The 22,803-nt window shown below is 68.9% G+C and carries 28 protein-coding genes and 2 pseudogenes; 13 read left to right on the top strand and 17 right to left on the bottom strand.

What is annotated here, in order from left to right; all coding sequences use genetic code 11:
* Positions 1 to 25 precede the first annotated feature (25 nt).
* A complete protein-coding gene (locus ACFU6I_RS04325) occupies positions 26 to 427 on the bottom strand; it encodes a MarR family winged helix-turn-helix transcriptional regulator (protein WP_384039872.1) in 402 nt (133 codons plus the stop codon).
* 87 nt (positions 428 to 514) lie between these two features.
* On the opposite strand from ACFU6I_RS04325, the gene ACFU6I_RS04320 reads away from it, so the two are divergent.
* A complete protein-coding gene (locus ACFU6I_RS04320; RefSeq protein ID WP_384361332.1) occupies positions 515 to 2,014 on the top strand; it encodes an MFS transporter in 1,500 nt (499 codons plus the stop codon).
* A gap of 103 nt (positions 2,015 to 2,117) precedes the next feature.
* Positions 2,118 to 2,432: a DUF6332 family protein gene (locus tag ACFU6I_RS04315; RefSeq protein WP_384361329.1), complete on the top strand. Its 315-nt coding sequence runs from the start codon at positions 2,118 to 2,120 to the stop codon at positions 2,430 to 2,432.
* Here ACFU6I_RS04315 and ACFU6I_RS04310 read toward each other — a convergent pair.
* The 3 genes from ACFU6I_RS04310 to ACFU6I_RS04300 form a co-directional block, all read right to left on the bottom strand.
* Positions 2,393 to 3,058: a response regulator gene (locus ACFU6I_RS04310; protein WP_384361326.1), complete on the bottom strand. Its 666-nt coding sequence runs from the start codon at positions 3,056 to 3,058 to the stop codon at positions 2,393 to 2,395. The two genes, ACFU6I_RS04315 and ACFU6I_RS04310, sit on opposite strands and share 40 nt — an antisense overlap.
* Positions 3,055 to 4,434 carry a sensor histidine kinase gene (locus ACFU6I_RS04305; RefSeq protein ID WP_384361323.1) on the bottom strand — a complete coding sequence of 460 codons (1,380 nt, stop codon included), beginning with the start codon at positions 4,432 to 4,434 and terminating at the stop codon, positions 3,055 to 3,057. The genes ACFU6I_RS04310 and ACFU6I_RS04305 overlap by 4 nt, the downstream gene beginning before the upstream one ends.
* 149 nt (positions 4,435 to 4,583) lie before the next feature.
* The gene (locus ACFU6I_RS04300) at positions 4,584 to 5,327 is read right to left on the bottom strand and encodes a TetR/AcrR family transcriptional regulator (protein ID WP_384361320.1); all 744 of its coding nucleotides are present in this window, start codon (positions 5,325 to 5,327) and stop codon (positions 4,584 to 4,586) included.
* A 130-nt stretch (positions 5,328 to 5,457) separates the two neighbouring features.
* Between ACFU6I_RS04300 and ACFU6I_RS04295 the strand changes: the two genes are divergently transcribed.
* A complete protein-coding gene (locus tag ACFU6I_RS04295) occupies positions 5,458 to 5,907 on the top strand; it encodes a nitroreductase family deazaflavin-dependent oxidoreductase (RefSeq protein WP_384361317.1) in 450 nt (149 codons plus the stop codon).
* A 271-nt stretch (positions 5,908 to 6,178) separates the two neighbouring features.
* Here ACFU6I_RS04295 and ACFU6I_RS04290 read toward each other — a convergent pair whose 3' ends face one another.
* Positions 6,179 to 7,393 (bottom strand): geranylgeranyl reductase family protein, encoded by a 1,215-nt coding sequence (locus ACFU6I_RS04290; RefSeq protein WP_327247867.1) that lies wholly within the window; start codon positions 7,391 to 7,393, stop codon positions 6,179 to 6,181.
* A gap of 184 nt (positions 7,394 to 7,577) precedes the next feature.
* Here ACFU6I_RS04290 and ACFU6I_RS04285 point away from each other — a divergent pair, with 184 nt between their 5' ends.
* Positions 7,578 to 8,942 carry a dipeptidase gene (locus ACFU6I_RS04285; protein WP_384361313.1) on the top strand — a complete coding sequence of 455 codons (1,365 nt, stop codon included), beginning with the start codon at positions 7,578 to 7,580 and terminating at the stop codon, positions 8,940 to 8,942.
* A 182-nt stretch (positions 8,943 to 9,124) separates the two neighbouring features.
* Positions 9,125 to 9,835 (top strand): MBL fold metallo-hydrolase, encoded by a 711-nt coding sequence (locus tag ACFU6I_RS04280; protein WP_384361310.1) that lies wholly within the window; start codon positions 9,125 to 9,127, stop codon positions 9,833 to 9,835.
* On the opposite strand, the gene ACFU6I_RS04275 is transcribed toward ACFU6I_RS04280, so the two are convergent.
* Positions 9,794 to 10,831, bottom strand: a complete 1,038-nt coding sequence (locus tag ACFU6I_RS04275) for an NUDIX domain-containing protein (protein WP_384361307.1) — start codon at positions 10,829 to 10,831, stop codon at positions 9,794 to 9,796. The two genes, ACFU6I_RS04280 and ACFU6I_RS04275, sit on opposite strands and share 42 nt — an antisense overlap.
* A 197-nt stretch (positions 10,832 to 11,028) precedes the next feature.
* On the opposite strand from ACFU6I_RS04275, the gene ACFU6I_RS04270 reads away from it, so the two are divergent.
* The gene (locus tag ACFU6I_RS04270) at positions 11,029 to 11,205 is read left to right on the top strand and encodes a hypothetical protein (protein WP_345510710.1); all 177 of its coding nucleotides are present in this window, start codon (positions 11,029 to 11,031) and stop codon (positions 11,203 to 11,205) included.
* Between the two features lie 51 nt (positions 11,206 to 11,256).
* Here the strand turns inward: ACFU6I_RS04270 and ACFU6I_RS04265 are convergent, their stop codons facing one another.
* Positions 11,257 to 11,664, bottom strand: coding sequence for a PPOX class F420-dependent oxidoreductase (locus tag ACFU6I_RS04265; RefSeq protein ID WP_384361304.1), 408 nt, complete (start codon positions 11,662 to 11,664; stop codon positions 11,257 to 11,259).
* Positions 11,665 to 12,129: 465 nt separating this feature from the next.
* On the opposite strand from ACFU6I_RS04265, the gene ACFU6I_RS04260 reads away from it, so the two are divergent.
* The gene (locus ACFU6I_RS04260; protein WP_266988743.1) at positions 12,130 to 12,354 is read left to right on the top strand and encodes a hypothetical protein; all 225 of its coding nucleotides are present in this window, start codon (positions 12,130 to 12,132) and stop codon (positions 12,352 to 12,354) included.
* A 1-nt stretch (position 12,355) separates the two neighbouring features.
* Here the strand turns inward: ACFU6I_RS04260 and ACFU6I_RS04255 are convergent, their stop codons facing one another.
* From ACFU6I_RS04255 to ACFU6I_RS04245, 3 genes are all read right to left on the bottom strand, one after another.
* Positions 12,356 to 12,622 carry a hypothetical protein gene (locus ACFU6I_RS04255; protein WP_266988742.1) on the bottom strand — a complete coding sequence of 89 codons (267 nt, stop codon included), beginning with the start codon at positions 12,620 to 12,622 and terminating at the stop codon, positions 12,356 to 12,358.
* A gap of 951 nt (positions 12,623 to 13,573) precedes the next feature.
* Complete coding sequence (locus ACFU6I_RS04250) at positions 13,574 to 14,212, bottom strand: LysE family translocator (RefSeq protein ID WP_384361301.1); 639 nt, start codon at positions 14,210 to 14,212, stop codon at positions 13,574 to 13,576.
* Positions 14,213 to 14,368: 156 nt separating this feature from the next.
* Positions 14,369 to 15,229, bottom strand: coding sequence for a LysR family transcriptional regulator (locus ACFU6I_RS04245; RefSeq protein ID WP_384361298.1), 861 nt, complete (start codon positions 15,227 to 15,229; stop codon positions 14,369 to 14,371).
* Between the two features lie 68 nt (positions 15,230 to 15,297).
* Between ACFU6I_RS04245 and ACFU6I_RS04240 the strand changes: the two genes are divergently transcribed.
* Entirely contained in the window at positions 15,298 to 16,257 is a 960-nt protein-coding gene (locus ACFU6I_RS04240) for a DMT family transporter (protein ID WP_384361295.1), read from the top strand.
* A gap of 265 nt (positions 16,258 to 16,522) precedes the next feature.
* Here the strand turns inward: ACFU6I_RS04240 and ACFU6I_RS04235 are convergent, their stop codons facing one another.
* Complete coding sequence (locus tag ACFU6I_RS04235; protein ID WP_384361293.1) at positions 16,523 to 16,714, bottom strand: hypothetical protein; 192 nt, start codon at positions 16,712 to 16,714, stop codon at positions 16,523 to 16,525.
* Positions 16,715 to 16,837: 123 nt separating this feature from the next.
* Positions 16,838 to 16,993, bottom strand: a pseudogene (locus ACFU6I_RS04230) (carbohydrate ABC transporter permease); the annotation flags it as partial.
* A gap of 138 nt (positions 16,994 to 17,131) precedes the next feature.
* Here ACFU6I_RS04230 and ACFU6I_RS04225 point away from each other — a divergent pair.
* Positions 17,132 to 17,380 carry a hypothetical protein gene (locus tag ACFU6I_RS04225; protein ID WP_384361290.1) on the top strand — a complete coding sequence of 83 codons (249 nt, stop codon included), beginning with the start codon at positions 17,132 to 17,134 and terminating at the stop codon, positions 17,378 to 17,380.
* A gap of 195 nt (positions 17,381 to 17,575) precedes the next feature.
* Here ACFU6I_RS04225 and ACFU6I_RS04220 read toward each other — a convergent pair whose 3' ends face one another.
* Both ACFU6I_RS04220 and ACFU6I_RS04215 read right to left on the bottom strand, forming a co-directional pair.
* Entirely contained in the window at positions 17,576 to 17,911 is a 336-nt protein-coding gene (locus tag ACFU6I_RS04220; RefSeq protein WP_384361287.1) for a hypothetical protein, read from the bottom strand.
* Positions 17,912 to 17,961: 50 nt separating this feature from the next.
* A complete protein-coding gene (locus ACFU6I_RS04215) occupies positions 17,962 to 18,222 on the bottom strand; it encodes a hypothetical protein (protein WP_384361284.1) in 261 nt (86 codons plus the stop codon).
* A 226-nt stretch (positions 18,223 to 18,448) separates the two neighbouring features.
* Here ACFU6I_RS04215 and ACFU6I_RS04210 point away from each other — a divergent pair, with 226 nt between their 5' ends.
* The 3 genes from ACFU6I_RS04210 (at position 18,449) to ACFU6I_RS04200 (ending at position 19,312) form a co-directional block, all read left to right on the top strand.
* The gene (locus ACFU6I_RS04210) at positions 18,449 to 18,781 is read left to right on the top strand and encodes a DUF6233 domain-containing protein (RefSeq protein WP_384361281.1); all 333 of its coding nucleotides are present in this window, start codon (positions 18,449 to 18,451) and stop codon (positions 18,779 to 18,781) included.
* 24 nt (positions 18,782 to 18,805) lie between these two features.
* Positions 18,806 to 19,018, top strand: coding sequence for a hypothetical protein (locus ACFU6I_RS04205; protein ID WP_384361278.1), 213 nt, complete (start codon positions 18,806 to 18,808; stop codon positions 19,016 to 19,018).
* An 81-nt stretch (positions 19,019 to 19,099) separates the two neighbouring features.
* The gene (locus ACFU6I_RS04200; protein ID WP_384361275.1) at positions 19,100 to 19,312 is read left to right on the top strand and encodes a hypothetical protein; all 213 of its coding nucleotides are present in this window, start codon (positions 19,100 to 19,102) and stop codon (positions 19,310 to 19,312) included.
* 354 nt (positions 19,313 to 19,666) lie between these two features.
* On the opposite strand, the gene ACFU6I_RS04195 is transcribed toward ACFU6I_RS04200, so the two are convergent.
* Positions 19,667 to 20,296, bottom strand: coding sequence for a recombinase family protein (locus ACFU6I_RS04195; protein ID WP_384361272.1), 630 nt, complete (start codon positions 20,294 to 20,296; stop codon positions 19,667 to 19,669).
* A 300-nt stretch (positions 20,297 to 20,596) separates the two neighbouring features.
* Positions 20,597 to 21,565 carry a hypothetical protein gene (locus ACFU6I_RS04190; RefSeq protein ID WP_384361269.1) on the bottom strand — a complete coding sequence of 323 codons (969 nt, stop codon included), beginning with the start codon at positions 21,563 to 21,565 and terminating at the stop codon, positions 20,597 to 20,599.
* A gap of 196 nt (positions 21,566 to 21,761) precedes the next feature.
* Between ACFU6I_RS04190 and ACFU6I_RS04185 the strand changes: the two genes are divergently transcribed.
* Complete coding sequence (locus ACFU6I_RS04185; protein WP_384361628.1) at positions 21,762 to 21,902, top strand: hypothetical protein; 141 nt, start codon at positions 21,762 to 21,764, stop codon at positions 21,900 to 21,902.
* Between the two features lie 160 nt (positions 21,903 to 22,062).
* Here ACFU6I_RS04185 and ACFU6I_RS04180 read toward each other — a convergent pair.
* Positions 22,063 to 22,404: pseudogene (locus tag ACFU6I_RS04180) on the bottom strand (pentapeptide repeat-containing protein); the annotation flags it as partial.
* Between the last annotated feature and the right edge of the window lie 399 nt (positions 22,405 to 22,803).

Below are 22,803 nucleotides of genomic sequence, written 5' to 3'. Positions count from 1 at the left end.
GCCCCCGCCCTGGTCCGCGCCGCACTCAGCCGGTCGCGCCGTTCAGCATCCGGGCGAGCACCGAGCGCTGCAACGGCTTCACCTCGGCATGGCGCGCCCGGCCCTTCGCCGTCAGCTCGACCCGGACGCCTCGGCGGTCCTCGCTGCACATCCCGCGGCAGACGAGATCGTCCTTCTCCAGCCGCGCGACCAGGCGCGACAGCGCACTCTGGCTGAGGTGGACCCGGGACGCCAGCTCCTGGACGCGATAGGCGGCGCCGCCGTCCTCCGACGCACCCTCCGCGAGGACGTCGAGCACCTCGAAGTCACTGGCGCCGAGGCCGTACCGATGCAGCTCGCGATCAAGTTCGCACAACGTCCTGGCGTGCAGCGCGAGGATGTCCCGCCATTCGTCGACGAGCACGTGCTCGGGCTTGTTCGCGGCCATGTCCGCACGTTAGCAGAGAAAAGGCCGATTGTTGCATCGGAATTAAATGCACTTGCATTCAATGCATATGCATGTACTGTCCTCGCCATGACCACTCCGCTCAACGTCCCTGATTCCCATGCGCGCTGGAGCCCGCGGTTGTGGGGCACCCTGCTCGTGCTCTGCGCCGCGATGTTCCTGGACGCGCTCGACGTCTCCATGGTCGGCGTCGCTCTGCCGTCCATCGCCGACGATCTCGGTCTGACCACCTCGACCCTGCAGTGGATCGTCAGCGGCTACATCCTCGGCTACGGCGGACTGCTGCTCCTCGGAGGACGTGCGGCCGACCTCCTCGGCCGACGCCAGGTCTTCCTGATCGCCCTCGGCGTCTTCGCCCTCGCCTCGCTGCTCGGTGGATTCGTCGACTCCGGACCGCTCCTGATCGCCAGCCGCTTCATCAAGGGGCTGAGCGCCGCATTCACCGCACCGGCCGGGCTCTCCATCATCACCACGACCTTCAAGGAGGGACCGCAGCGCAACCGCGCCCTGTCCATCTACACCACCTGCGCGGCCACCGGCTTCTCGATGGGCCTGGTGCTGTCGGGGCTCCTCACCCAGCTGTCCTGGCGCTGGACCATGCTGCTGCCCGCCCCCATCGCACTGCTCGCCCTGGTCGCAGGTCTGAAGCTGATCCCGCACAGCGACCGCGAGAACACCCACCGCGGGTACGACCTGCCGGGCGCCGTCACCGGCACGGCTTCCATGCTCCTGCTGGTATTCACCGTCGTGCAGGCCCCTGAGGCCGGCTGGGCGTCCGCCCGCACGCTGCTCTCGTTCCTCGCCGTCGCCGCCCTGCTCTCCGTCTTCGTCACCATCGAACGGCGTACCGCGAACCCGCTGATCCGTCTCGGCGTACTCCGTTCCGGCAGCCAGGTCAGGGCCCAGCTCGGCGCGGCAGCGTTCTTCGGCAGCTATGTCGGCTTCCAGTTCCTGGTCACCCAGTACATGCAGTCGCTCCTCGGCTGGTCCGCGCTTGAGACCGCGCTGGCCTTCCTGCCCGCCGGTGTGCTGGTCGCACTGTCGTCCACGAAGATCGGCGATGTCGTGGACCGGTTCGGGACGCCGCGCGTGATCGCCGCCGGTTTCACCTTCCTCGTCGTGGGCTACGCGCTCTTCCTGCGGATCACCCTCGCTCCGTCGTACGCGGCGGTCATCCTGCCGTCCATGCTGCTGCTCGGGGCGGCGTGCGCGCTGACCTTCCCGTCGCTCAACATCCAGGCCACCAACGGAGTGGACGACGAGGAGCAGGGCATGGTCTCCGGCCTTCTGAACACCTCGATCCAGGTCGGCGGGGCGATCTTCCTGGCCGTCGTCACCGCGGTGATCACGGCGCACGGCAGCGGCGACGGCTCCCCCCAGGCGGTCCTCGACAGCTACCGCCCCGGCCTGCTGGTGGTGACGGTGATCGCGTTCATCGGACTGCTGATCACCCTGACCGGCGTGCGCCGCAGCCGGCCCGCTCAGCACACGGTGCTGGTCGCCTCGTCCGCCGGTGACCGGGCGGCCGCGGAGGCGGCAGCCGCCGAGAAGGTGGCGGTCCGGGACTGACCGGCCGGTCCGCCGCCCCGATGCCCAACCGGCGCGGGGAAACGGGGCAGTGGGCGGCGAGGCATCCTTGCCCGCAGCCCACCGCCCCTGTGACACTTCCGACATGGGGCGACGAAGTCAGGAAGAGCGCGACGCAATGACCGTCGAGATCGTCTTCGCCCTGGTCAGCGGGGCTGCTCTGGCCGCGGCCGCGTTCGTCGCCGTCGCCGCGACCACCGTCTTCCTCGATCTGTCGCGCGCGGCGGAGCGAGTGGTGCTCCTGAGCGGGGCCGTCGTCTCGGCCGTCGTCTTCGTCGCCCGCCTCGTCGATGTGTTGTGGGGATTTCCCCGCTCAAGGCGCGATCGCCCGATGGTCACGCGCCGCCCGCAGGCTCCGTCTCAGCCGAGCCAGCCGGGACGCACGAGGCCCGACTCATAGGCGTGCACCACCAGTTGGGCCCGGTCGCGTGCGCCCAGCTTCACCATGGCGCGACTGACATGGGTCTTGGCGGTGAGCGGGCTGACGACCAGTCGGCGGGCGATCTCCTCGTTGGACAGACCGATGCCGACCAGCGCCATCACCTCCCTTTCCCGTTCGGTCAGTTCACCCAGGCCGGCCGCGGCCGCGGGCTCCTTGGAACGGGCCGCGAACTCGGCGATCAGGCGGCGCGTCACCCCCGGCGAGAGCAGGGCGTCACCGGCCACCACGGCCCGTACCGCCCGCAGAAGCTCCTCCGGTTCGGTGTCCTTGACCAGAAAACCCGAGGCGCCGGACCGGATCGCCTCGAAGACGTACTCGTCGAGCTCGAAGGTGGTGAGCATGACCACCTTGACGTCGTTCAGCTCCGGGTCGCCGGTGATGGTGCGGGTCGCGGCGAGACCGTCGAGATGCGGCATGCGGATGTCCATCAGCACGGTATCCGGGCGCAGTTCGCGCACCAGCCGCACGGCTTCCGCCCCGTCGGCGGCCTCGCCCGCCACCTCGATGTCCGGCTGGGCGTCCAACAGGGCGCGAAATCCTGCGCGGACCAGCAGCTGGTCGTCGGCGAGCAGTACGCGGATCACGGTCTCTCCTCCGTCGTGTCGTGCACAGTGTCCATGGTCGACGCGGAGTCCCCGCTCGATGCCGGGTCCCCGTTCGACGCCGAGTGCAGGGGAAGCTCGGCCCGCACCCGGAAACCGCCGTCGGCCCGGGGGCCCGCCTCGATCGTGCCGCCCAGTGCGGCGGCCCGCTCCCGCATGCCGGCCAGCCCGTTGCCGCTGCCGCCCTCCTCGCTGCCGGCGGCGGGGCCGTCGTCGTCGATACGGAGCCGTACGCGGCCGGTCCCGTAGCCGATCCGGACCCGTGCGGTGCGCGAGCCCGAATGCCGCACGACGTTCGTCAGCGCCTCCTGCACTATCCGGAAGGCGGCCAGGTCCGTACCGGGCGGGACGGCGCCGCGTACGCCTTCCGTCTCCACCGTGACGGCCAGCCCGGCGCTCGCCGCCTGGTCGGCGAGCTCGGGCAGCCGGTCGAGCCCGGGGGCCGGGGCCCTTGGGGCGTCCCCCGGGGTACGGAGTGTGTCGAGGACCTGACGGACCTCGCCGAGCGCCTCCTTGCTGGCCGCCTTGATCGTGGTGAGGGCATTCCGGGCCTGCTCCGGGTCGGAGTCGAGCAGCGCGAGTCCGACGCCTGCCTGGACATTGATGACGGAGATGCTGTGGGCGAGCACGTCATGGAGCTCCCGGGCCATCCGGAGCCGCTCCTCGTCGGCCCGTCGCTTCTCGGCGGCCGCCCGTTGGGCACGCTGGGTGGCCCACTGCTCGCGGCGTACGCGTACGAACTCCGCTGCCGCGACGATCGCCACCACCCAGGCGGCGACGCCCAGTTCCTGCCCCCAGGGCGCAGCCGAGTCGCCGCTCGGCGGCAGCCAGCGGTAGAGCCAGTGCGTCATCAGCAGGTGGCCCAGCCACACCATTCCCACGGCCGCCCAGGCCGCCCGCCGGTGCCCTGCGACAACCGCGCTGAAGCAGCCGACGGCGACCGCGAGGAAAACCGGGCCGTACGGATACCCGGCGCCCAGATAGACCGTGGCCGCGGCCGCACTGACGAAGACCGCCAGGACGGGGTGACGGTGGCGCAGCAGCAGCACGGCGACGGCGATGAAGAGCAGCACCCGGGCGAAGAGGTCCAACGGGGCGCGTTCATCGAGCTGGCCGCGGGCCGCGACGGAAGAGCCGATCATGACAAGGGCGCCGAGGAGGACGGTGGATGGCCAGGGCAGCCGGGCGGCGGACCGCTCGCGCATCCCCGTCAGCCAGTGCGGCGGCCCGTCGTGTCCCCAGGGGCCCCAAGGCCCCCGGGGGCCTCCTGGGGCCGCGTGCACCCAGGGCTGCCGCTGTGGCGGTCCACCCTGCCCCGAGGGGGGAGCGCCGCTTCCGTGTGAGCGCTGCTCTTCCATATCGGCAACGCTAGACCGCGGGCCTCGACGGCGGCGTCAGCCGGGCGAGGTGATCACACGTACTCCCCGTGGAGTAGCCCGGCCGGCGCAGGCGGGATATCGAGCCGGGCCGACGGGCGGACAGTACGGGCGGGCGGGCTCGGAGGAGCTCAGGCACCGGCGCTGTCGGTGGCTGTGCGGTCGGCCCGGTCGTCGAGCAGTCCGACGTTACGGGCCAGGTCGGCGACCGCCTGCCTGAAGAAGGCCTCCCGAGCTTCGACGATCCGGTTGAACTGGCCGAAGATCTCGAAGGAGATCAGCCCGATGAGCTGCGACCAGGCGGCCACGAGAGCGGGGGCGACCGCCGGGGGGAGATCGGGCGCGAGGTCGGCGGCCATCCGCTCGGCCTCGGGCCGCAGCTCGGGGGCGAGAGGCGGCACGGCGAGGCCGTCCGTGCGGTGGGCGTCTTCGACGATCCCGATGAGAACGAGGCCGATGCGGGAGGCGGGGCCGACGGTCGCCTGAGGTGCCGTGTAACCGGGCACGGGCGAGCCGTAGATCAGGGCGTACTCATGGGGGTGGGCGAGGGCCCACTCGCGTACGGCGCAGGCGACCGCGATCCAGCGGGCGAGATGGGCGGCGGGTGCGGGTGGGACGTCGCACGAGGCCCGGTGAGCGGTCTCGGCGGCCTCGCCCACGGCGTCGTACGCATCGACGATCAGGGCCGTGAGCAGCTCGTCGCGGCTGGGGAAGTAGCGGTACAGCGCGGACGAGACCATGCCCAGCTCACGCGCGACGGCGCGCAGGGAGAGTTTCGCGGCGCCTTCGGCTGCGAGTTGCTTCCTCGCCTCGTCCTTGATGGCCGCGGTGACTTCGATACGGGCCCGTTCCCTGGCTCCTCGGATGGTGCTCATGGAGCTCAGTCTGCCACGAGTTGGAGCACCGACCAACAAAGAGAGCACTGCTCTTGCCTTTGAGCGCCAACCCCGTGCACACTGATCTCGAGCGAGAGCAGTGCTCACACTTTCCGACGAGGGGAATCTCATGTCCGTGCATGTTCAGAAGCCCGGCTGGTTCACGGTCAACGTCCTCAACCGCACCGTCGCCTGGATCACCCGGCGCGGCATCAGCGTCTGGGGATCGAGGGTCCTGGCCGTCCGCGGCCGCAGGAGCGGCGAGTGGCGCCGCACCCCGGTCAACCTCCTGACCGTGGACGGGCAGCAGTATCTCGTCGCGCCGCGCGGCCATGTCCAGTGGACGCACAACATGCGGGCTGCCGGCGGCGGTGAACTCCACCTCGGCAAGAAGACCGACATCTTCACCGCCGTCGAGATCGCCGACGACGAGAAGCCGGAACTGCTGCGGGCCTACCTCAAGCGCTGGAAGGCGGAGGTAGGGGTGTTCTTCGGCGGCGTCGGGCCGGATTCGTCCGTCGAGGAGCTGCGCCGCATCGCCCCCGACCACCCCGTCTTCCGGATCACGATCACATCCTGACCCGGACCGGCACCGAACTTCCTGCGCCCATGTCGGGCAAGGGCCGACGGCCTCGACAGATCGCCCGCCACAGACGTCGCGGCCGGGCCTGTGGCAACCACAGGGGATCGACGGGTTCGCCTCCGCAACGCTGTCTGTCGATGCATCAACCGACGCATGGGACGGCGAGGCCCGGGCCACCCGCCGGGACGGGACCGCCACCGTCCATCGGCCCGGACTCCGGCCCACCGACCTCCTGGTCCGGTCGGCAGGGTGAGCGCCGGGAAACCTGCTAACGATCCATCGCCGACAGGGCCCGCTGCGCCAGCGGGTGGGTACGGACCAGCTCGGCCAGCGAGGTCGTCCCGCGGGTGACCCCGGCGAACGCCTTCCAGGCCGGGCGGAACCCGGTCAGCACCGCATGCAGAATTCCCGGGCGGCGCTCGAACAGCTTCAGCATGCGCCGACCGACCCCCATCTCCACGCCCAGCCCGGCCTTGATGGCGAAGGCGTAGTTGAGCGCCTGGCGGCGGGCGTCCACCGCGTCGTGCGATTCCGCGATCCGGACCGCCCACTCACCGGCGAGCCGACCGGAACGCAGTGCGAACGAGATGCCCTCGCGGGTCCACGGCTCCAGCAGCCCCGCCGCGTCGCCGCAGACGAGCACCCGCCCGCGCGACAGCGGCGAGTCGTCGCTGCGGCAGCGGGTGAGATGGCCGGAGGAGATCTTCGGCTCGAACCCGGCGAGACCGAGCCGGGCGATGAAGTCCTCCAGATACCGCTTGGTCCCTGCGCCGTCACCACGCGCCGAGATCACCCCGACGGTCAGGGTGTCGCCCTTCGGGAACACCCACCCGTAACTGCCGGGCATCGGACCCCAGTCGATGAGCACCCTCCCGGCCCAGTCCTCCGCGACGGTGGCCGGGACCGGGATCTCCGACTCCAGGCCCAGGTCCACCTGGTCGAGCTTGACCCCGACATGGGCTCCTATGCGTCCCGCGCTGCCGTCGGCGCCGACGACCGCGCGGGCCAGGACGGTCTCGCCGCCGGCGAGCACCACGGCGACCGTGCGCCGGTCCGGGACCGAGGCGCCGTGCTGCTCGACCCGGGTCACCGATGCCCCCGTGCGGAGTTCGGCGCCCGCCTTCTGCGCCTCCTCGACCAGACCCGCGTCGAACTCGGGCCGGTTGATGAGCCCGAAGAGCATCCGCCTGGAGCGGCGGGTCCGCGCCAGCCTGCCGTTGAGCGAGAACGTCACCGCATGGATCCTGTCCTGCAGGGGCAGTTCGAATCCGGGTGGCAGCGCATCACGGGAGTAGCCGATGATGCCGCCGCCACAGGTCTTGTAGCGGGGCAGCTCCGCCTTCTCCAGCAGCAACACCCGCCGCCCGGCGACCGCCGCCGCATATGCCGCGGAGGCTCCGGCCGGTCCGGCGCCGACTACGACGACATCCCACACGGACGACTCTTCAAGCTCACGTCCGGCGTCTGCGTTCTCGCTGCTCACGATGTGCTTCTGCTCCCGATCCCGACCAGTGGCCCAAGCTGCTCACGGCATCCTACGGCGCGTTGCGACCGGTCCCCGCTGTGGGAGGATCGACCGTGCGTTCGCCATACATGCAGCGCCGCACCCACGGCGTTCATGCAGACGGATTCGTACACATAACGTCGCACCCACGAGGAGCGTGCCCATGACCGCCCATCCGATTTCCGAGACCATTGCCTCGCTGATGCCCCGTGCCAAGGCGGAGCTGACCGAGCTGGTGGCCTTCCAGTCGGTGGCGGATCCCGCGCAGTTCCCGAAGAGCGAGTGCGAGGCGGCCGCAGCCTGGGTCGCCGACGCACTGCGCGCCGAGGACTTCCAGGACGTCGCCCTGCTCGACACCCCCGACGGCACCCAGTCGGTCTACGGCTTCCTGCCCGGCCCGGCCGGCGCCCCGACCGTACTGCTCTACGCGCACTACGACGTACAGCCGCCGCTCGACGAGTCGGCCTGGATCTCCCCGCCGTTCGAGCTGACGGAGCGCGAGGGCCGCTGGTTCGGCCGCGGCGCGGCCGACTGCAAGGGCGGCTTCATCATGCATCTCCTCGCCCTGCGCGCTCTCAAGGCGAACGGCGGCGTCCCGGTCTCCGTCAAGGTGATTGCCGAGGGTTCCGAGGAGCAGGGCACCGGCGGCCTGGAGCGGTACGCCGAGGCGCACCCCGAGCTGCTGGCCGCCGACACCATCGTCATCGGCGACACCGGCAACTTCCGGGTCGGTCTGCCGACGGTCACCGCGACACTGCGCGGCATGACGATGCTGCGGGTCACCCTCGACACCCTCGAAGGGAACCTGCACTCCGGGCAGTTCGGCGGCGCAGCCCCCGACGCGCTGGCCGCGATGATCCAGCTGCTGGCGTCGCTGCGTGCCGAGGACGGCACCACGACCGTCGACGGGCTCACCACGGACGCCGAGTGGGACGGGCTGCAGTATCCGGAGTCCGACTTCCGCAAGGACGCGAAGGTCCTCGACGGTGTGGAGCTGATCGGCACGGGTACCGTCGCCGACCGCATCTGGGCGCGGCCCGCCGTCACCGTCATCGGGATCGACTGCCCGCCGGTGGTCGGCGCGACGCCGTCGCTGCAGGCAAGTGCGCGGGCGCAGATCAGCCTGCGGGTGCCGCCGGGCCGGGACGCGGCCGAGGCGACGAAGCTGCTGACCGCCCATCTGAAGGCGCACGCCCCGTGGGGGGCGAGGGTCTCGGTGGAGCAGGTCGGCCAGGGGCAGGCGTTCCGCGCGGACACCTCCAGCCCGGCGTACACGTCGATGGCGCAGGCCATGGAAGCCGCGTACCCCGGCGAGAAGATGCAGACGTCCGGGATGGGCGGCTCGATCCCGCTCTGCAACACGCTCGCCGCGCTCTACCCGGAGGCGGAGATCCTGCTGATCGGCCTGAGCGAGCCGGAGGCGCAGATCCACGCGGTGAACGAGAGCGTGTCGCCCGAGGAGCTGGAGCGGCTGTCGGTCGCCGAGGCACTGTTCCTGCAGAACTACGCGGAGTCCAAGCAGGCCTGACGTCGCATCACCTGCTCCGGGGCGGACGCACCTCTCGAACGCGAGGGGGGACGGTCGCCCCGGAATCCGGATCCCGGCCCGCACGCGCACGGCCCGCGGGCCTTCCGGGCTACGCGCTGAGCGAAGCTCGCCCAGAGCGTAGAGCCGTGCGGCGGACGAACGGGGCTGCGTACGTTCGCCACATGGATCTCGTAGAGGTGCTCCCCCAGCTGCACATGTTCCGCTTCCCTGTCGGCCAGGCGTATCTCTGGCGCGACGACGCGGACCTGACCCTGATCGATGCAGGCGACATCGATGCGGCGACCGGCATCGAGGACGCCGTGCACGGCCTCGGCCTGGACCCGGCCGGGATCAGCAGGATCATCATCACCCACGGCCACCGCGACCATTACGGCGCCGCTCAGGAGCTCGCCGACCGGTACGGGGCCGAAATCCTGGCCCACCGTCTCGACGCCCCGGCAATCCGTGGCGAGGAACGGGTTCCCGATCCCGTACTGCTCGACTGGGAACGTCCGCTGTACGAGCGTGCGCTGACCGTTCCCGCGGCCCCGCCGACCCGGGTCGACCGTGAACTGACCGACGGCGACGAACTCCCCTTCGGCGGCGGGGCGCGCGTGGTCCACTCCCCCGGGCACACACCCGGGTCACTCGCCATCCATCTGCCGCACCATGATGTGCTGTTCACAGGCGACTGCGTGGCCGGGGTCGGCCAAGTGATGCTGGGTGTCTTCAACACGGACCGGGCCGAGGCACTGGCCTCGTTCCGGCGGCTGGCGGCGCTGGCCCCGTCCACGGTCTGCTTCGGGCACGGTGATCCCCTCACTGTCGACGCCGCCGCCGTGCTGCGGTCGTCAGCCGACCGGGACTCCGGCCTCCAGGTTGAGCACGGTTGACCGCTCGCGGGCCCGTAGCGCCCATCGGAGCCGCTCGTACCGGTTCGGCGGCAGCATCGTTGCGGCCTCCGCCTCGGTGACGAACCGCCAGCCGCGCAGTTCGGAGCCGGGCAGCAGCAGCCGTTCGGCGTCCCGGCCGTGCAGCAGTCCGCCGTCGAAGAGCAGCCTCAGCCCTCCGTACCCGGGCGGGTGCGGAGGCTCCCAGTCGACGACGAGGAGGTTCGGGATCCGGTCGAGCTGAATCCCGATCTCCTCGGCCACTTCCCGTATCCCGGCCTGTGCCGGTGCCTCGCCGGGCTCCACCACTCCGCCGGGAAATTCCCAGCCGGGCTTGTAGGTGGGGTCGACGAGCAGGACCCGGTCGTGTTCGTCGAAGAGCAGCACCCCCGCGGCGAGGGTCTCCGAGGTCGGTGCGGGCGTCTGCACGATCTCGCACACGCCGGCGGCCCCGGTGCGTACGGCGTCGGCGATGCGCTCGGCGGTCTCGTACGGGGTCAGCGCGCTGGTGTCGATGGTGTGCGCGTCCGCTGAGATCCAGCCGAGCGCTGTCCGGTAGGGCTCGATGTGTTCGTACGCCCACTGCCGTACCCGTTCGCCTGCTTCCGGGTCGTCCGGTACTTCCTCACGGTCGGCGATCCGCTGCCGCAGGATCGTTTCCTCAGGTGAGAGCAGTACATGACGCACGGGAATGCGTCTGGAGGCGAGCCCTCCGAATATCTCGTCGCGGTACTCCTGTCGCAGCAGCGTCATCGGCACCACGAGCACCCCGGGCACCTCGGCGAGCAGAGCGGCAGCCGTGTCCACCACCAGCCGCCGCCAGATCGGCAGGTCCTGGTAGTCGGTCACCTCGGCAAGCCTCTTCTGGGGCAGCAGGTACCGCAGTCCCCCGCCGATCAGTTCGGGGTCGTAGAAGGTGCTGTTCGGGATCAGATCGATCAGTTCGCGCGCGGCGCTCGTCTTGCCCGCGCCGAACGCACCGTTGATCCAGACGATCACGGTTCCCCCTCTTTCGTAGCCCTCTGTGGCTTGCCCGCAACACCCTGCCGCGAAAACCCGGCTGCGGCGATGTTGTTGCGCAAAAGCAGGTACCGGACGCCCGTCGGCAGGCGTCCCACCGTACGAGTCGGGCACGCGAGCGGCCGTAACGGGGACGGCGGGGCGTCGTTGGAGCCGACGAGGCAAGGGGGTGCACTGTGCAGCGCACAGTACTGGAGCGGTTTCCCGCGGGAGGTCCGCGAGGCAGCTGGCCCGCGGAGGAGTTCGCGGCTGCGCGCCGGGGCGAGGGTATGGCGGCCGAGGTCGTGATGGACCTGGAGGAGGACGCCTTCCTGGTGGTCGTACCGTCGCAGGCGGCGGACCGGGGCCGGTGACCCCGCCCCGCGCCCGCCGCCACGGCCTGCGGCCGGAATCCGGCCGTCGTGTCAGAGCCTGCCGGTGACCTTGAGGGGGGAGACCCGCACGACAACCCGCTGACCGTCGTTCTTCGACGCCGGATTGAAGGTTGCGTAGTCCTGACCGGTGTACTTGTGCGCCAGCTCGTTCAACAGCTCGTGGGTGCTGTCGGGCGTGACGGTTGCGGTACCGCGGATCTCCGCATAGGTGTACGGGTTCTCGGGCGGGCTGATCAGCAGGGTGACGCGCGGGTCGCGGGCAGCGTTCTTGCCCTGCAGCCGGTCCACGGTCGTGGAGAACAGCAGGTCGTCTCCGTCGCGCGTGATCCAGACAACGGTCAGATGCGGCCGCCCGTCCGGCAGGACGGTGGCTACGGTGGCGAAGGCCTTCGAGTCGTCGAGGTACTTCTTCAAATCGTCGGAGAGCTCGGCTGCCACAGTCGGAATCCTTCGTTCGAAGTGGAGGTCGGGGGTCGTGGGTGGTTCGGCACCCCGGGAGTTCATCGGGGTCAACTCCCTTCACCACAAAAGAAATTCCGGCAGCGACCTGTTCACGCGTCGCTGCGCGGGTGTCTCGCGACGGCCTCGGGCCGCTGGTAGACCCGCTCCGGGCGAAGCCGTCCTCGTGCACCTGCTGATGCACTACCCGCCCAAGGTCGCGCTGTCGAAGCCGATCAACTCACTCAGGGGAGGCCCGACCGCACCATTCGTCCCCGGACCGGTGATCACAAACTCTGGTCGGGCAGGCACCGGCAGGTACCTCGAGGACCCTCGCCGCCGACCAGGGGTCATCGGCCGAAGGACGGGGCAACCGGACCACGGCCCTTACCCCTGATCCTCGGGAACCACACATCCGGACCAGCCAGATGCGCGCACACCGGCATCACGCGCCACCCTGGAACCATGTCGACTCCACCGATCATCGTTCACGCCCCCACACCGTCCGGCGCCAGGCTCGTGACCGTCCATATCAACGGTCGCGACGAACAGCTCGGGCTGGCACACAGCGACCGCGACATCATTGTGTTTCTCGCCGACGCCGGCATGGCGGACCCTGAGCGGGCCCTCGACACCCCGGCCCTGGTGGAATGGCAGGGCGCCGCAGCGCACCAGTACGAGGCCACCTGATTCAGGGCGTGTCTCCCCGCCAGTCCCACTTCAGCGAATCGTCCGCCCTCGGCCCGTACTCCGACCTGCCACCCGGGCCGTGCATGCCGATCTCGGTGATCAGTGCGGCCCCGTCGGCGAGTGCCACCTCCGACCAGCCCGTCACGTCGAGGAGCAACCCGTCGAGCGGGCCGCCGACCAGCTCGCGGTATGCACGCCCGGGCTGCGGGCCCGGATCAGGATCGTCGTGGTCGGCGCCGTACACCCGCCGTCGCATGATTTCGTCCATGCGGGCAGCATCGCAGCCGCCACTGACATGGCCCACGCCTCACGGCACTGCGCCGCTCCGGACCGCGGCGAAGGGAATCCACGTCGACGTCCACCAGCCCGGGTCGTCGTCCTCCTGGGCGATACCGAGGCCCCGCGCAGTGGCGCGGTCCTGTGCGGTCAGGTCCCGGGTCTCCGGGCATGCGGATCCAAGGTCCTTCTCGACATGACATCACCTGAGAGGGAGCGCAAGCTAGGAGAGGCAGACCGGGTGGCACCTTGGCGGCCAATCAGGCGCAGAGAACTGGGCATTGGGCTCCTTGCCAGGGGCTTTGCCACTCTGAACCAGTGCCGATCCGAGGAGTGAATCATGACTGCCACACGCCTGCTTGCTCGGCTCAGCCCGGCGCTCGTTGTCGCCACTCTCGCGTTCTCGCCGGCCGCTTTCGCCGCCCAGGCCTCAGCCGTACCGAGTTCTGCAGCGCTGGAGGCCGCACGCTATCCAGACCAGGACGGCTACCAGCAGGGTTACCGAGATGGTTACCGAGATGGCTTCAGAGCCGGGTATACGGACGGTAGGGACAGCTGCCGGGTTGAGACAGGCCTACAGCTGCATCAACAGCAACTACGACTGTTCCCCAGCCTCCGCACCCAGGGCTACGCGGATGGCTACGACAGTGGATACACCGGTGGCTTCAGCCGGGCCGAGGATCGGTACTGCTAGGGCGTGTGCCGGAAGTCCCGCCGTCCGCCCGAAGGGCGGGCCCGGCGGCGTCCGGTGCGTGCGATCGCAAGGCGGAGGGGCGTCCTCGTACCGGACGTACTCGGGCGAGCCCGACAACGCAGCGAGCGAGCGTGCCAGGTCGAGCCACTGATGCCTGCCGAACCGCGGACATCCCGTCGCCGAGGTATCCGGGCTGTCGTCCCCCGGCCCGCCGACCCGATGGGGTCGCTGCCCCTGCCGGTCGGAGCGTCAGTTACTGAGGGCCAGCCTGATACCGAAGATTCCGATGACGGTGCCGGTGATTCGGTCAAGCAGGCGGCGAGCCCGGGGCGTGCGGAGCCAGCTGTGCAGGATGCGAGCGAAGCCGATGAGGACGGCGGACCAGAGCAGACCGATGAGGATGTGCACGGTGGTGAGCAGGAGGCCCATGGTGAAGTGGCCGGTGCCTGGGGGGATGAACTGGGGCAGGACAGCGACGTAGAAGGCGCCCATTTTCGGGTTCAGGAGGTTGGTGAGCGTTCCCTGCCGCCAGCCGCCGCCGACCGAGTCCGCGCCGGCGGCCAGAACGGAATCGTCCATGTCCGGCGTGGGCAGACCCCGGAAGGTGTCCCGGAGCATGCGTGCCCCCATCCAGATCAGGTAGGCGGCGCCGATCCAGCGCAACGCGGTGTAGGCGAGGTGAGAGGCCGTGAGGAGCGCGGTCACTCCGAGGGAGGTGAACGCACCCCACACCAGGGTGCCGGTCTGGATTCCGAGGACGACGCCCCAGGCTCTCCTGCGCCGGCCAAGGGCCGACGTGCGCAGGATCAGCGCCGTGTCGAGGCCAGGAGTCAGAGTGAGGAGCCCTACAACCAGGGCGAAGGACCACAGGGCGGTGCTTATTGCCATGGAATGCCAGCCTACCCCGGCAGATCGCCTGCCTTCCTTGCGGGTCCGGTGGATCTTGCGCCGTTCCGCTTCTGCTCCTGAGAGGACGCCCCTCCGCCTTGCGATACACCGCATCTGACGCCGCACGCTGATCCACCAGGGATGCCGGGACAGCCCTTAGGCCGTCGCGTAGAGCTGGGTGATGGCATCGACCAGGTCGCCCAGGCCGTTGGGGTGGTGGTCGTGCCACCACGCGAGTCTGACGGGGATGCGGGGGCCGTCCTTGATGGGCCGGTACGTCACGCCAGGGCGCAGGTGATGGTGCGCGGTGGCCTCGGCTGTGGTTCCCACGCCGCGCCCGGCGGCGATGGCGTCGAGCCAGCTGTCGACATCGGTGGATTCGATGAACTGGGGTGAACGGTCGGCGCCGTTCCAGAGCTGGCTGCTGGTGGTCCCGACCCGCGGATCGATGATCACGGTGCGGTCGGCGATCTCGGCCATGCTCAGCCGGCGCCGGCGCGACCACTGCGGGTCGTCGGAGGCGAAGGCGACCAGCCGGCGTTCCAGCCCTACCACGAGGGAGTCGAATCGCTTCTCATCGACCGGTCTTCGTACGATCGCCACATCGCACAGGCCCTCGGCCAGGCCTGCGGTGGGCGAGTTGTGCCGGACCAGCTCCAGCTCGATGGCATCGTGGCGCCGAGCCCAGTCCCTTTGCAGGCGCGCGGTGTGCCGCCCGAGAGCCGCCCACGCATATCCCAGCCGCAGGACGCCGTGGCGCGAAGTCAGGAACTCGGTGAACCTCTCTGCCTCGGACAGCACCCTCCGCGCATGAGGCAGGACCTGTTGTCCGGTCATGGTGAGTTCGCATCCTCGCGGCACCCGCCGCAGGAGCCTGTCCCCGACGGTCTTCTCCAGGCCCGCGATCGTGCGTGAGACCGCCGCCTGCGAGACGTACAACTGCGCGGCGGCATCGGTGAACGACCCCGCTTCAGCGGCGGTGACGAAGAACCGCAGCTCTCGAAGACTCCAATCCATAACCCAAGCGTATGGCAAGACCACAACATGCAATAGGTTATGCAGTGCGGTGAGCCCACCATGGGCGTATGGACACCCTTGAGACCACGGATCGCACGCACAACGCACCGGCCGGCGGCGAGCAGCTCTCCGCCGCGACGGCGACCTCGCGTCAGCGTGGTGCCGGCATCGTGATGATGCTCACCAGCTCGGCGTCGAACCAGGCCGGCGCCGCCCTGGGTGCGTTGGCGTTCCCGGCGATCGGTCCGGTCGGCGTGGTCGCGGTCCGTCAATTCGTCACCGCAATCGTCCTGACGCCGATCGTGCGCCCGAACCTCCGTGGCCTGCGCAAGGACCAGTGGTGGCCGATCCTCGGTCTGGTGGTCGTGTTCAGTGTGATGAACCTCAGCCTGTATGCCGCGATCGACCGAATCGGGCTCGGCCTGGCCGTCACCCTCGAGTTCCTCGGCCCGCTCACCGTCGCCATCGCAAGCTCACGACGTGTGCTCGACATCGCCTGCGCCGCCCTGGCCGGTGTCGGCGTGGTGGTGCTGACCAACCCCGGCCCCACTGCCGACATCATCGGGATCACCCTGGCGCTGCTCGCCGCGACGGCGTGGGGCTCCTACATCCTGCTCAACCGCACCCTCGGCCAGCGTCTTCCCGGCCTGCAGGGAACCGCCGTGGCCGGGCTCGTCACCGCTGCCGCCTGGACCCCGATCGCCGTGACCTGGTTCGCCTTCCACGCCCCCACCGCCGCAGCAATCGCCCTCTCTGTCGCCTGCGGACTGATGTCCTCGATCGTGCCCTACGTCGCCGACCTGCTCGCCCTGCGCCGAGTACCCGCCCGGATGTTCGGCACCTTCGCCAGCATCAACCCCGTCTGGGCGGCCCTGGCCGGCTGGGGCCTGCTCCGGCAAGCCCTCGACCTCAACGAATGGATCGGCATCGGGATGATCGTCATCAGCAACGTCGTGGTCTCCGCACGGGGATTCACCTCGCCCGGGGAACGGGTGCGAGCTGCGGCGCTCCGGGACATCGCGGACTGACCGTGGCTGACAGCAGCCCGGCGGGTCGCGGAACGTGGGGCGTTTCGTCGCCGGCATGTGGCCGGGGCCCGCAGAACAGGGCCCGGCCGACGAGTCGCACGACCATGGCATGGGCGTACAGGCCGTCGTCGCCGGGCAGGGCGGGCTGTGCCGGGTGACAGGTGTGGTGGGTTTCGACGCCGATCTCATCGCCGTCGCGCGGCCCGCCCTCAAACCTGGGTGTGATCACCCGGTTCAACGGCGGTCCGCGGGCGGAGGTAACTGATCAGCTCTTCTTCGCGGGGCTTTCGACACCGATCCACTTGAGTCGCCTGCCGCGGTTGTTCGCCTCGATCGAGAGCGGCTGCGTCAGCGGTGTTCCGCTCTCGATGGCTTTCTGTACGAAGTCGCCGAGCTCCCCGAGGGTCAGTTCCTGTCCGTTTTTGGTGGGCTCTTGGGATATCCATGTGGGTGGCATGAACCGATCCTTCCCCAGGTGCGGCCGAGAATCACCAGCATCTGCCGGGCGACCCCGCCGTGTCGGGGGATTGCGCGGCAGGGCACTTCTGTGGCGCTCGGGTGCGGGCTGCCGAGGTCGGACCTATCCCTTACTCGATCCCAAGGTGAGCCCCGCAATGAAGTGCCGCTGCAGCAGCAGGAAGACCACGAGCGTCGGCAGGGCGACGATCACCGAGCCCGCGGCGAGGAGGTTGTAGTCCGTGAAGAACTGGCCCCTGAGGTTGTTCCTCCTGGCGGTTCGTCACCGAGCAGCCACCTCAGCTGCCTGACCTGCATTCCGATCGATTCCGACCCGTTCCGATCCGGGGTAGATCGACAGTCAATGCAGGGATTCTCAAGGCTCCCCAATCGCTCCCCACGCGAAGATTCTCCCCAGATGGACAGCCGCCGCGCGGACGAGGACGACGATCCCGGCGAGCAGATGCGTGCCCACGAAACGTTGGAGCGCACTGTTGAGGCGTGCGGTGAAGTTGACTGGGACATCATCGACGACCTGATTCGCCGCCAGAACGAGCGAGACGCCCTCAAGTCCAAGCGTGAGAAGATCAAAGGGCGCCTTGAAGCCGCTTACGGCAAGCTAAGCGCGGCAAGCGGCACGCCTAGCAGCGAGCCTTCGAAGCTCTGAGCATGGGGAGCCCTGTCGCCGGGCAACCGCCTGCCCTCCCGCGGGGAGGATCGGGAGGGCGGCAGGCCCCGCCCGCAGGGGGTCCAAACGGGCAGGGCCTGAGCGGGGGAACTGCCTGGGGGCGAGTCCCGGCCGCGTGATCAACGATCCACCTGAACCGACCACAGAGCTAAAGGCATGGCGGAGATTCCTCCGCTAGGCGGGTGAGGGTGCACGAATCTCAAAGGAGACCGTCTTCCTCGGCTGCCCCGCCTCGGGTTCCAGCTCGGAGTACTGCCACCTGTAGAACGACTCGTGCTCCAGGCGGCCCTCGGCTGTCAGGAAAACAGCTTCGAGCCTGTTGCCGACGCCGCCATCCCGGAAGTGACAAGCGACAACAGCCCACCCGGTCACCGGGAACACAGCCTCCTCCTCCACCCAGCGCTCGTTGGTCCCCTGCTTGTGAGCGTTGATCCGAGCGCGAACGGTCCAGCCGGGCTGTGCAGTTGTCATTGAGAGAATCTCGTTGCGGAAGTGGTCGTCATCAGTCACGGAATGCACCTTCGTCAGCAGGAGCTCAGCGTCCTCAATGGAGCGGGTGTTCACAGGCCGATGTCCTCTGATGCGGCATCGGTCCACTTGTCAGCCTCGCGAATGTAGCCCCAGAACACCGGCGAGTTCTCCGCATGTCCAGATTGGGCACGGATCTTCTCTCCGCGCTTGCCTGCCTTGCGACTGGTGGTGATGAACCCGGCTCGCATCGAGTGACCAGTGAGTCGGACGGCGACTCCGGCGCGGGTCGAGCTGGAGATGGCCGTGAAGAAGGCCGTGCTGCATCCGGAGCCGGAGGACGGCTGATGCACGTCCGCCCCTCCCCCGGGCGCTGTTCCGGGTGAGGGGCGGTCTCGTAGCTGCGCCCAGCCATAGGCGCGAATGGGATGAGCCCACGGTAGCGGGGCGGTATGACAACCGGGTCGGCCCGCCGTGACGGGGGTGACACGGCGGGCCACGGTCAGTGTGGCAGGGACGGGTGACCTGTGGCAGCGGGCGAAGTTCGCGGAGGTCCGGGAAAGACTTAGAATCGAACTTATGTCCGATAACCCGTCGCGCCTGGTCATGCTGCGCTTCCTCAGGAGAGTGCAGGAGCAGCAGCTCGCCCAGACCGACCGGTGGATCGCCGACGAGGAACGGCGAGAGACTGAGCGGCAGCAGGGCGAGGAGCGGCGGCCGCCCACTCCGGACTGGGTCGTCGAGCTCGGCATCGGAGTGGGCTCCCAGCCCATCGAGGTGCACGCCGGCGACTGCTACGCCATCGGGAAGCGGCGCCGTGCCATCAGCCAGGAGCAGGCCCTTGCCGCACTCGCCGAAGGCATCCGGGCATGCGCGCACTGCCGACCAGACACCGCGCTCGGGGTGCTGTGACCTCGGAAGAGGCACCCTTGAGGCATGACGAATGCGCCGATAATCGTTCATCGGCCGCCCGCGTCGGGCGGCCGGCGTGTCACCGCGTATGACCACATCCTCGGACTCGCTCACGACGATCACGACCTGATCGAGTTCCTGCGCCGGGCCGGACTCCCGGACGCGGAGACACTGATCGACGACCCGCAGATGGTCGAGTGGCGCGGCGGCCGGGCTCACCGGTACGAAGCGGCGTGACGCGAGCACCACGATCGCGTGAAAGAGCGAAGCCGCGGGGTTCGGGGTGCTGTGAGCAGCAGCGCGGCGCAGCCTGGAGACATGAACGCCCCGGTAGTCGTACACCACCCGTCTTCAGCAGGCGGTCGGGCGGTCACCATCAACGGCGAGATCGCTGGCCTCGCCCGCGACGACAGCGACCTCATCGAATTCCTCCGGCGGGCTGGCCTCTACGACTGTGAGTATGCCCTCGACAACCCGAACTGGGTCGAGTGGCGCGGTGGGCAGGCCCACCACTACGAAGCGCCCCAATGAGGCCTTCCTCGCAGATCAACAGACGCGCCTACCGGATCCCGCCAGGGCGGCGCCGGGCCTGAGCTTCGCCAGCAAGTATCCGCCGCTTATGTTCCCAGAGCTGCTTTCGCTCTTCGCGTGTCAGATCGTCGGACAGCCGACCGATCTCATCCCAAGCGGCTGACCTCGCCGCCCTCGCGGCACGCCAGTCACTGCGCTTCACCGCCGCGTCCAGCTCGGCCATGCGCTCCAGCAGCGGCTTCCTGGCAGCCTTCTGCCTCTTTGTGAACCGGGTTGGTTTTGCCGACGCCGCCTGTCGCACCTCCCAGGTAGGTCCGCCCGTCAGCAGATGCACCCGCGGGCGACCTCGATGTGTCACGTCGGTTCCCCCTCGGGCTGAAGCCTCGCAGCTTGCTCGGAATCGTGCGCTCGAAGGGCCTGGGAAATGGCGCCCACGCTGGGGTTCTTACCCTTGTTCGCGCCTTCGGCGATGCGCAGGTGCGGCTGGATCTGCCGAATCGTGAAGCCGCGGTCGCGGAGGGCGACAGCCTGGACGGTCAGCGTCTCGGTCATGACAGGCCTGCGGCCACCGACGCGACCACGCTTGCGGGCGGCCTCAAGACCGTTCTTCGTCTTCCTCACAATGTCCCGGCGGCGGTCCTCGGCAAGGGCCAGGGCAAGGTCAAGGATGAGGGAGCGTTCCGTGTGCTCGCCGGCTCCGATACCTTCGAGCACCTTCACGGCGATGCCGCGCTCGAAGAGGTCGTTGAGGACAATCAGACCCTCAAGGAGGTTGCGGCCGAGCCGGTCAACTTCCTGCACGCAGAGCATGTCACCCTCGCGCACGTACTCGACCGCGGCCATAAGCACGGGCCGTTCCTCGGTGCTCAGCTTGCCGCTGATCTTCTCTTCGAAGACCTTGATGCAGATCGCTTCCAACGCATCGTGCTGCCGCTGGGTGTTCTGCTTGTCGGTGCTGACTCGGACGAGGCCAACTAAGGCCACAGGACTCCCCTTCGTTCATCAAACGCCTCTAGTACCTATCTGAACAGTATCAGATAGATGAACGGGTTGATGAACAACTGCGCGCCAGAATCGGGGGGTTCGACGTCACCACGTTCAAGTTCAAGTTCACGTTCCGACCGATTGATGAACAGCTATCGGACCGCGCGGAAGATTTCAGCGGGTAGGACCGTGACCTGGGCGCTGAAATCTTCCGTGCAGCGGTTCGTGCGGTTTAGGCGCACAGGTTGTTTCGATACCTGGTGGCCGCGACGGTCTGTTGGCTCCTGGCCGTGGGGTGGGTCAGCGCTTGACGCGATTACGGACAGCCAGGACAGCCAGGCCTAGAAGGACAGGCTCGGTTACGCGGGACGCCATCTCGATGTAGGTGCCAGTGGTGGTCAGGTCCTGGCCGGAGGAGCGGAACACCACGGAGTTGAGCGTGACGTTCAGGGCATCCTCGAAGCGCTCGCCGGTGAACCTCTCCCCCGTGGGGTTCTGAGGATCAGCCTTTTCTATCTGAAAAGTGACCTTGCCACCGCCGGGCGGCACAGTGCCGGTCGCTTCCTGCTTCGGGGAATCCTGAGGGATCCCGAAGCCCATCAACAGCACGATGGTGACGAGCACGGCGGCGGCGAGCCAGCCCAGGGCCCGGGAGGCGCGCAGGCCGTAGCCGGACAGCGCCCAGCAAGCGGTCAGAAGGCTTCGCTCGCTTCGGGGGATGTCGTCGGCGTGGCGGCGCATCTCCATCTCCCCGTAATAGAAGTCGGCGGCCCCAGGCTCATGCTTGCCATCCTCGAACGCTTTGCGCAGCGCGCGGTACACCGGCGCCAGTTGCAACGGCCCGACGCGCCCGGCGCCGAACACTGCCACGTTCCAGCCCCGGGCCGCCGATGGCTCGCTCGCGCGCCAGTGGTGTTCTTCGGCGAGGGTGCGGCGCTGGGTGAACCACACCGGGCGCCAGCCCCGCCAATGCACTGCGGGCGGGACCGTGTCGAAGATGCAGGCGCCCTCCAGTCGCAGCTGGTCCAGGTGCACGGTTCCGGTGAACAGGCATCCCGCGAGGTCGACGTCGGCGAGGACCAGATGAGCCGCGTCCACCCCACGCAGCGAGGCCATCCGCACCGTGGCGTCAGGCGCACCGGCAAAAGCCTGTTCGTCCACCAGCTGCCCGCTGGGGAGCATGAAGGGGTCGGCCTCCGCAGCTACCGTGAGCGGGTATTCGAAGACCGCGTGGGCGAGGTCCACCGTGGTAAAGCGCAGGCGCAGCACGGCCGTTGACGACCAGCGAGTCCGTCGACACTCCAGGCGGCGCGTGGCGAATGAGAGAGTTGCCGGGCCGCTGAACACTGCCCCGGACAACTGCACCCGCCCAGTGCACACCAACGGTCCAAGGCTGACCGGCCGCTCGAAGGTCGCTTGTTCGAACCGGGCGTCGCCCTGGAAGGCTGCCGCCCCAAACCAGGCGTTGCGCTGGAAGGTCGCCGACCCGAACCCGGCGCCGCCCTGGAAGAAGGCCGCCCCGAACCCGGCGCTGCCCTGGAAGGTCGCCGACCTGAACCAGGCGTTGCGCTGGAAGGTCGCCGACCCGACCGGGCGTTGCCCTTAAAGGTCGCTGAGTCGAACCCTGCGTTGCCCTGGAAGAAGGCCGCCCCGAACCCGGCGTTGCCCTGGAAGGTCGCCGACCCGAACCAGGCGTTGCCCTGGAAAATCGCCGACCCGAACCCGGCGCCGCCCTTAAAGGTCGCCGACCCGAACCAGGCGTTGCCCTGGAAGGTCGCTGAACGGAACCGAGCGTTGTTCTGGAAGGTGGCCGACTCGAACCGGGTGTCGCCGAGGCAGGGATGTCCGGTGGCTGGGTCGCGGAGGGCGTCGAGGAGGGCATCGAGAAGGGGTTCGGTGAAGGGGGTGCCGCGGTGGTCGATGTTGGTGCCGGGGGTCAGGCCGGCCAGGTAGGCGTTGCGATCGGCGTCGGCCAGGTGGGCGAGACATGCGGAGTGCCCGGGGACGTGTATACCGCGGCAGCCGACGGGGTCCTCTGGTGTGGTGCCGTGGCCACAGTGCGGCCACTGCGGAGGAGTTGGGGACGGCTCGGGGCTCGGGTGTGGCATACCCGAAGGACGATCGAGCGAGGCTGGCTGGTTGCCGGTTCTACCTCCGAGGGCGCAGCACTGAAATCTTCCGAGCGGTCCGACGGCAACCGATTCAGCGGGGAGAGTGTCAGATGACTGTACTTAAGGGAACGTTATGCACTACTGCGCCCAAGAGGGCGATAGAGTCCACGCCCCCTTGACCAACGCCCTAGCGCGAACACGAACACTGGCTGCGGGGGCAGCGACAGGAGGCTTACATTGCCCTCCTCGCCGAGTGGGACAGGGCTCTGCTCACGCTAGTGGCTCGGCTCACATCGTCGACTGGGTAATCGACATGCGGTCTGGCATCCGTCTTCTCGAACGTCGGTCAACGTCTCGGTGAAGGCTGAAGCCTCTGGCCCCGCACATGGTTCTCTG

This window comes from Streptomyces sp. NPDC057486 (assembly GCF_042802415.1).
Taxonomy (GTDB): domain Bacteria; phylum Actinomycetota; class Actinomycetes; order Streptomycetales; family Streptomycetaceae; genus Streptomyces; species Streptomyces yanii.
Note: the sequence above shows the minus strand (reverse complement) of the source record. Positions and strands in the feature narration are given on the sequence as shown.

Bases quoted from the DNA above. Each gene is read 5' to 3' on its own strand.
- ACFU6I_RS04295 (WP_384361317.1), top strand. From the start codon at position 5,458: ATGTCCGTGCATGTTCAGAAGCCCGGCTGGTTCACGGTCAACGTCCTC.
- ACFU6I_RS04205 (WP_384361278.1), top strand. From the start codon at position 18,806: ATGACGAATGCGCCGATAATCGTTCATCGGCCGCCCGCGTCGGGCGGC.
- ACFU6I_RS04285 (WP_384361313.1), top strand. From the start codon at position 7,578: ATGACCGCCCATCCGATTTCCGAGACCATTGCCTCGCTGATGCCCCGT.
- ACFU6I_RS04225 (WP_384361290.1), top strand. From the start codon at position 17,132: ATGGACAGCCGCCGCGCGGACGAGGACGACGATCCCGGCGAGCAGATG.
- ACFU6I_RS04240 (WP_384361295.1), top strand. From the start codon at position 15,298: ATGGACACCCTTGAGACCACGGATCGCACGCACAACGCACCGGCCGGC.
- ACFU6I_RS04305 (WP_384361323.1), bottom strand. From the start codon at position 4,434: ATGGAAGAGCAGCGCTCACACGGAAGCGGCGCTCCCCCCTCGGGGCAG.
- ACFU6I_RS04325 (WP_384039872.1), bottom strand. From the start codon at position 427: ATGGCCGCGAACAAGCCCGAGCACGTGCTCGTCGACGAATGGCGGGAC.
- ACFU6I_RS04210 (WP_384361281.1), top strand. From the start codon at position 18,449: ATGTCCGATAACCCGTCGCGCCTGGTCATGCTGCGCTTCCTCAGGAGA.
- ACFU6I_RS04245 (WP_384361298.1), bottom strand. From the start codon at position 15,229: ATGGATTGGAGTCTTCGAGAGCTGCGGTTCTTCGTCACCGCCGCTGAA.
- ACFU6I_RS04315 (WP_384361329.1), top strand. From the start codon at position 2,118: ATGGGGCGACGAAGTCAGGAAGAGCGCGACGCAATGACCGTCGAGATC.
- ACFU6I_RS04200 (WP_384361275.1), top strand. From the start codon at position 19,100: ATGAACGCCCCGGTAGTCGTACACCACCCGTCTTCAGCAGGCGGTCGG.
- ACFU6I_RS04260 (WP_266988743.1), top strand. From the start codon at position 12,130: ATGTCGACTCCACCGATCATCGTTCACGCCCCCACACCGTCCGGCGCC.
- ACFU6I_RS04250 (WP_384361301.1), bottom strand. From the start codon at position 14,212: ATGGCAATAAGCACCGCCCTGTGGTCCTTCGCCCTGGTTGTAGGGCTC.
- ACFU6I_RS04320 (WP_384361332.1), top strand. From the start codon at position 515: ATGACCACTCCGCTCAACGTCCCTGATTCCCATGCGCGCTGGAGCCCG.
- ACFU6I_RS04255 (WP_266988742.1), bottom strand. From the start codon at position 12,622: ATGGACGAAATCATGCGACGGCGGGTGTACGGCGCCGACCACGACGAT.
- ACFU6I_RS04235 (WP_384361293.1), bottom strand. From the start codon at position 16,714: ATGCCACCCACATGGATATCCCAAGAGCCCACCAAAAACGGACAGGAA.
- ACFU6I_RS04280 (WP_384361310.1), top strand. From the start codon at position 9,125: ATGGATCTCGTAGAGGTGCTCCCCCAGCTGCACATGTTCCGCTTCCCT.
- ACFU6I_RS04300 (WP_384361320.1), bottom strand. From the start codon at position 5,327: ATGAGCACCATCCGAGGAGCCAGGGAACGGGCCCGTATCGAAGTCACC.